This window comes from Streptomyces sp. NPDC053542 (genome assembly GCF_044544685.1).
Taxonomy (GTDB): Bacteria; Actinomycetota; Actinomycetes; order Streptomycetales; family Streptomycetaceae; genus Streptomyces.
This window is the reverse complement of the sequence record NZ_JBITXL010000007.1, coordinates 322,490-329,143: the sequence shown is the minus strand read 5'-3', so window position 1 is coordinate 329,143 and position 6,654 is coordinate 322,490. Positions and strand designations below refer to the sequence as shown.

Sequence of the window (6,654 nt, the reverse complement as noted above, 5' to 3'; positions counted from 1 at the left end):
CGTATCAGCGGGAACGGCTCCCGGCTCACCCGCTGCGCGTCCTCCAGCGGCCGGCGGGCCTGCGCGCTGCGCGGCGCGATGACGTGGAAGGCCGTGCCCAGCGCCCGGGCCCGCCGGAAGACCCGGACCAGCGCGGGCACGCCGCAGCACGCGCAGACCGTGGAGCAGGCCCCGAGGTCCACGAGGAGGCTCGCGGCGCCCCGGTTGAGGAGGATGAGCATCTCCTCGCGGGCCTGGGTGACGCGGGCGCAGTCGAACTCCGGCGGGCGGAGCACCACGGCTCCGCCGGCCGACTGAGTGCATGAGGGGCTCCGGGGAGGACTGGACATCGCATCTCCTGAACGGCCGGGCCGGCGCGCCGCACCGGCGGGGGAATTCATGTGCCCGTCACGTGGTCCGCAGCATTGACGTGCCGTTCGGATATCCGGTCACTCGGGCTCGGGGAAATTCCACGGTAGGGCGGCGGGCCGAGGCCCCGCCACCGCAGGGCCCGCCGCCACACGGCATTCGCTGCGTATTCGCCCCGCGGGTTTTCTTCCCGGCGGCCGGTGTGTTCAGTCCTTCAGCTGAGGCAATACCTTTGTGCGATAGAAGTCGAAGAAACCGCGCTGGTCCTGTCCGATCTGGTTCACATAGACGGTGTCGAATCCGGCGGTCGCGTACTCCTGCACCGCCGCGACATGTGCCTCCACGTCGTCGCCGCAGGTCACGGCGGATGCCACCTGATCGCGGGTGACAAGGGTCGAAGCCTGCTCGAAATGGCGCGGGGTCGGCAGTACCTGTCCCAGTTCGCCCGGCAGTTGTTCGTTGGCCCACAGCCGGTGCGCGGTGCGCACGGCTTCCTCGCGGTCGGTCCCGTAACAGACCTTCAGGCCGCCGTGCACCGGCTTGCCCCCGCCGCCGCCCCGCCGGAACCGCTCGATCGCGTCCGCGTCCGGCGCGACGGTGATGAATCCGTCGCCGATCCGCGCGGCCAGTTCCGTGGCGGTCGGCCCGAAGCCGGAGACATCGATCCGCACCGGCTCCTCGGGAACGGTGTACAGTCGCGCGTTCTGCACGGTGTAGTGCTTTCCGTGGTGACTGACTTCCTTTCCCTCGAAGAGCGACCGCATCACCTGTATCGCTTCTTCCAGCATTTCCAGCCGGACCGAGGTCTGCGGCCATTCGCCGCCCACGACTTGCTCGTTGAGCGCTTCGCCGCTGCCCACGCCGAGCCGGAAACGGCCATTGAGGAGTACCGCGCTGGTGGCCGCCGCCTGTGCCGTGATCACCGGGTGCAGCCGCTTGGTCGGGCAGGTCACGGCGGTCTCGACGGGCAGTGACGTGGCCTCGGCGAGCGCCCCGATCACCGACCAGACGAAGGGCGACTGGCCCTGTTCGTCATTCCACGGATGGAAATGGTCGGAGATCCACAGGGAAGTGAATCCGGCCTGTTCCGCCATGCGTGCCTGTTCCACCAGTGCGCGCGGGTCGTGCTCCTCGCAGGAGAGGAAATAGCCGTACTCCGTCATCAAAGCTCCTCATCAGGTCCTGGTCCGCCGCGCGAGGCCGGCGACGGCCAGCGCCCCGGCGGCCGCGGCGACGGCCAGGGCGCGGGCGTGCTCGGTGGCCCACAGCTGGCAGGAGCGCCAGTGCGACGCGTCACCGAAGGAGCCGTGGGCCCCGTGGTCCCGGCCGTCCATGCCGTCGACCGGCTTCCAGAGGTTGTCCGGCGCCGGCGGCTCGGCCTCCTCGTCCGTCTGCTGCGAGTCGAAGCCCGTACGCGCCAGATAGCGGTCCAGCAGGCCGGGGACGAGCCGGTTGGCGAGCACCGTCGCCGTGGTGGAGCCGCCCACGCAGTACTGCTTGCGCCGGGGGTGGTCGGCGGCGTACACGATGCCGCGCGCGGCGACCTCCGGCTGGTAGATGGGCGGCACCGGCTGCGGCCGCCGCGGCAGCCGGGAGAGCACCCAGGAGAACTGCGGGGTGTTGACGGCCGGCAGCTGGACGACGGTGATCCGTACGTTGCTCTTGTCGTGCATCAGTTCCGTGCGCACCGACGAGGTGAAGCCCAGGATCGCGTGCTTGGCACCGCAGTACGCGGACTGCAGCGGGATGGACCGCTCGCCGAGCGCGGAGCCGACCTGCACGATCGTGCCCGCGTCGCGCGGCACCATCCGGGCCAGCGCCGTCTGCGTACCGTGCACGAAGCCGAGGTACGTCACCTCCGTCACCCGTTTGAACTCCGCGGGGCGCACCTCGGTGAACGGCGCGAAGACCCCGGCGAAGGCGCAGTTGACCCAGACGTCGATGGGCCCGAACTGCGCCTCGACCGCGTCGGCCGCGGCCTCGACCTGGGCCGGGTCGGCGACGTCGGTGGGCAGCGCCAGGGCCCGGCCGCCGGCCGCCGCCACCTCGCCGGCGGCCGCGTCGAGGCCGGCCTGGCCGCGGGCCAGCAGCCCGATACTGGCGCCCCGGCGGGCGAATTCCCTGACGACGGCGCGGCCGACGCCCGCGCTCGCTCCGGTGACGACGACGGTCTGGCTCATCGGCGGTCTCCTCGGACGGGTCCCCCGAGGGGGAAACCCGCCCGGCCGGTCAGCCGGCCGGGCCGGACTCCTCGGGGGTGTGCGGCGGCGTTACGGGGTCGGGTGCGGGGCCGGGCGCCGGGCCCGGCGTCGGGGGTGCCGGATTGGGCGGTACCGGATCCGGCTCTGGCCGTGGGTTCGGCGCCGGGGGCACCGGGTCGGGTCCGGGCGCGGGCACCGGGCCGGGACCCGGCCCCGGTTCGGGACCGGGCGATCCCGGGCCCGGCCCGGGCGTCGGCGGCACCGGGTCGGGGGGCGGGGTGCCGGGGCGTCCCGGCGGCTGCGGCGTGGTCACGGGTCCTCCAGGGAGGGTGCGTGGTGCGGGCGGCCGGCGCCTGGGCGGGGGCGGGGGCAGTGCGCCTGCCCGCCGACCCGCCGGCATTCCCCGGGTGCCCGCCGGGGCCCGTGCGTAACGCCGGGGCGGCGATCCGTCCGGGCCCGGATCCGGCCGCTCAGTGGGTCACGGGCGTGGACCAGCGCAGCACCGCGCCGAGGCCGCCGGGCGGCACCGGGTCGCTGTGGTGCAGCAGTACGGCCTCCGCGCCGTTGGCCACCGCGGACCGCAGCAGGGCGTCGTCGGCGCGGGCCGGCGCGGGGTGCATCTCGCCCAGGTACTGCATCTCCGTGCCGCGCACGGCCAGCTGGTCGGGGTCGGGACCGACCCAGACCTCGCGGCCCGCGTCGCCGCCGTCGGGGCTGATCAGCAGCGTGTCGATGCGGTGTTCGCGGGCCGCCTCGACCAGGGAGGGCACGCCGGAGGTCACCGAGGACTGGCCGTCGCTGCGGCCCGCGCCGGTCTGGAAGCGCTGCACGGCGTCCATGACGTGGTCCTGTTCGAGCCCGGCGCGCACCTGGGCGATGTCCCGGTCCAGCCGGGTGCTGTCGGCTCCGGAGGCCCGGCCGCCGTGTTCGCTCTCGTAGGCGACGCCGCGCAGCCGCTCGGGGAGCCGGTCGCGCACCGCGCGGCGTTCGCGGGCGTCACCGACCAGCAGGATGAGGTCCGCGCCCGCGTGCGCGAAGGCTTCCTGGGTGGCCTCGGCGATCTCCCCGGCGTTCTGCTCCCAGGTGTTCTCGACCTTGAGCTGGAAGTGCCGCTCGGACCAGTCGCTGGAGGTCGTCCGGTGCACCGGGTAGTCCTCGCCGCTGACCTGGCCCGCGCTCTCGCGCGCGGTGTCGCTGCGCAGCTCGAAGTCGGCGCCGGTCCGGTCCACGTACACCACGAGGCAGACCGGGTTCTCGCCCAGCGCGTCCAGCAGGGGGGCCAGCCGGGGCACGGGCGACCAGGTGGCGCCGCGCATCGTGGGCGGCCCGGCGAGCGGGGTGTCCAGGACGACCTCGCCGCCGGTGGCGAAGACGGCGCGGCCCGCGTGGGCCAGCGATTCGCCCGGCCTGCGCAGCGTGAGCAGGGCGTCGTACACGGCGCGGCAGGTGGCGGCGTCGGCGCCCTGGCCGGACAGCTGATCGGCCGCGTGCTGTGCCGACAGCTCCTGCTGCTTGGCCGCGTCCTCCGTGCCGTGCGAGACATCGGCGTACACGGAAGCCCAGGGTCCCGGTCGTTCGATGAGCGGTTGCAGGAGCGAGAGTCGCATGGCGCTTCCTCCTCGGAATGGGGCGATCACCAGATACAGGGCCTCGAAGGAGGGCTTCGCAGGCCGTGATTCCGCTCTTCAGGGGCGTCGTCGCCGCGGTGGCTGAAGCGGTGGCCGATGCGGTGGTGCCATCACTCTTCGGGGTGCCCTCTTTGCCACTGTTCATGCAGTTCATCTCGGCTGCGCCGGTACCGGCCCGACGGGCCTCTCCAAGGCCGCCACAGCCCCGGAATCACGGGGTTTTCGCGGCTCGCCCTTCTGGGCCAGCCGAGGTTTCTCGGCCTCGGATAACGGTTACCTGGCGAGCCGAGACACATGCCCCCAGGCGCCCTCGTCGGCGACTCCAGCACGGCGCGGAGCGGGAAGGAGCCTCCGGAGATGTCGGAGATGGCGGACAAGAAGCAGGAGCAACGGGAGCGGTACTACGCGGACGACCCGAGTGACGGGCCACTGACCACCGACCAGGGTGTGCCGGTCGACCACACCGATGACTCCCTGCAGGCCGGCGAGCGCGGGCCCACGCTGATGGAGGACTTCCACTTCCGCGAGAAGATCACGCGTTTCGACCACGAGCGGATTCCGGAGCGCGTGGTGCACGCGCGCGGCTCCGGCGCGTACGGCTACTTCCAGCCCTACCGGTCCTGCGCGGAGTTCACCCGGGCCGCGTTCCTCCAGGACCCGGACGTCAAAACGCCGGTGTTCGTCCGCTTCTCCACCGTCCAGGGGCCGCGCGGCTCGGCCGACACGGTCCGGGACGTGCGCGGATTCGCGACCAAGTTCTACACCTCCGAGGGCAACTACGACCTGGTCGGCAACAACTTCCCGGTCTTCTTCATCCAGGACGGGATCAAGTTCCCCGACTTCGTGCACGCGGTGAAGATGGAGCCGCACAACGAGATGCCCACCGGGGCCTCGGCCCACGACACGCTGTGGGACTTCGTCTCGCTGCAGCCCGAGACGCTGCACACGATCATGTGGCTGATGTCGGACCGCGCGATCCCGCGCAGCTACCGCATGATGCAGGGCTTCGGCGTGCACACCTTCCGCTTCGTGAACGCCCAGGGCAAGGGCACGTTCGTGAAGTTCCACTGGAAGCCGAAGCTCGGCGTGCACTCGCTGGTGTGGGACGAGGCGCAGGAGGCCCAGGGCCGCGACCCGGACTTCAACCGCCGCGACCTGTGGGACTGCATCGAGGCCGGTGACTACCCGGAGTACGAGCTGGGCGTGCAGCTGGTGCCGGAGGAGGACGAGCACAGCTTCGACTTCGACCTGCTCGACGCCACGAAGATCATTCCCGAGGAGCAGGTGCCGGTCCAGCCCATCGGGCGGATGGTGCTCAACCGCAACCCCGACAATTTCTTCGCCGAGACCGAGCAGGTCGCCTTCCACACGGCCAATGTGGTCCCCGGTATCGACTTCACCAACGACCCGCTGCTCCAGGCCCGTAACTTCTCCTACCTGGACACCCAGCTGCTCCGGCTGGGCGGCCCGAACTTCGCGCAGATCCCGGTCAACGCGCCGGTGGCGCCGGTGCGCACCAACCAGCGCGACGGCTTCCACCAGAGCAGGATCCACCGCGGCAACACCAGCTACACCAAGAACTCCCTGGCCGGCGGCTGCCCCGCGGTGGCCGGCGCCGACGAGTCCGCCTTCCGGCACCTGACCGAGCGGGTCGACGGGCAGAAGATCCGCAAGCGCAGCGACAGCTTCCAGAACCACTACAGCCAGGCCGCGATGTTCTGGCACAGCATGACCGAGTGGGAGCAGCAGCACATCGTCGAGGCGTACCGCTTCGAACTGGGCAAGGTGAACGCGAAGGAGGTCCGCGCGCGGGTCGTCGAGCAGCTGGCCCGGGTCGACCACACCCTGGCCGTCGCGGTCGCCGAGGGCATCGGCGTGGCCCCGCCGGAGCGCCAGGAGACGCCCGATGTGACGCCCTCCCCCGCGCTGAGCTTCGAGAACAACCGTGGCGACGGCTCGATCGCCACCCGGCAGATCGCCGTGCTGGTCTCGGACGGCGTGGACGCCGACCAGGTCGACACGATCCGCTCCGCGCTCTCGGCGCAGGGCGCGAACGTCGAGGTGCTCGCGCCGCACGACGGCGAGTTCACCGGCTCCGACGGCGTCACCCACCCCGTGGACCGGGCGCTGCCCACCGTCGCCTCGGTCCTCTACGACGCGGTCGTGCTGCCCGGTGACCCGTCCTCCGTGCCCCGCACGGCCCAGGACCCGGCGGTGCTGAAGTTCGTCCGGGACGCCTACCGGCACGGCAAGGCGATCGCCGCGCTGGGCACCGGCATCGACGTGCTGAAATTGCTGGAGCCGGCCCGGCTGCGGACCGCCGACGAGCACGAGCACACGGTCTCCGACGAGGGCGTGGTCACGCACCACCCGGTGGGCCCGGCGAGCGAGCAGTTCGCGCAGGCGTTCATCGAGGCGGTCGCCGCGCACCGGCACCGGAACCGGCCGCCGCTGCGTCGCTGACGCAGGGCCGCCGG

The 6,654-nt window shown here is 72.1% G+C and carries 4 protein-coding genes; 1 reads left to right on the top strand and 3 read right to left on the bottom strand.

Features of this window, described 5'->3' with window-relative positions:
• Positions 1–554: 554 nt before the first annotated feature.
• From ACIGXO_RS21935 to ACIGXO_RS21925, 3 genes are all read right to left on the bottom strand, one after another.
• A complete protein-coding gene (locus ACIGXO_RS21935) occupies positions 555–1,511 on the bottom strand; it encodes a TIGR03557 family F420-dependent LLM class oxidoreductase (RefSeq protein WP_399789265.1) in 957 nt (318 codons plus the stop codon).
• 12 nt (positions 1,512–1,523) lie between these two features.
• Positions 1,524–2,528: an SDR family oxidoreductase gene (locus ACIGXO_RS21930; protein WP_399789262.1), complete on the bottom strand. Its 1,005-nt coding sequence runs from the start codon at positions 2,526–2,528 to the stop codon at positions 1,524–1,526.
• Between the two features lie 491 nt (positions 2,529–3,019).
• Positions 3,020–4,156 carry a Vms1/Ankzf1 family peptidyl-tRNA hydrolase gene (locus ACIGXO_RS21925; protein ID WP_399789259.1) on the bottom strand — a complete coding sequence of 379 codons (1,137 nt, stop codon included), beginning with the start codon at positions 4,154–4,156 and terminating at the stop codon, positions 3,020–3,022.
• A gap of 387 nt (positions 4,157–4,543) precedes the next feature.
• On the opposite strand from ACIGXO_RS21925, the gene ACIGXO_RS21920 reads away from it, so the two are divergent.
• Positions 4,544–6,640: a catalase gene (locus ACIGXO_RS21920; RefSeq protein ID WP_399789694.1), complete on the top strand. Its 2,097-nt coding sequence runs from the start codon at positions 4,544–4,546 to the stop codon at positions 6,638–6,640.
• Positions 6,641–6,654: the final 14 nt, after the last annotated feature.

Coding starts and splice junctions, on each gene's coding strand:
- ACIGXO_RS21920 (WP_399789694.1), top strand. CDS start 4,544: ATGGCGGACAAGAAGCAGGAGCAACGGGAGCGGTACTACGCGGACGAC.
- ACIGXO_RS21935 (WP_399789265.1), bottom strand. CDS start 1,511: ATGACGGAGTACGGCTATTTCCTCTCCTGCGAGGAGCACGACCCGCGC.
- ACIGXO_RS21930 (WP_399789262.1), bottom strand. CDS start 2,528: ATGAGCCAGACCGTCGTCGTCACCGGAGCGAGCGCGGGCGTCGGCCGC.
- ACIGXO_RS21925 (WP_399789259.1), bottom strand. CDS start 4,156: ATGCGACTCTCGCTCCTGCAACCGCTCATCGAACGACCGGGACCCTGG.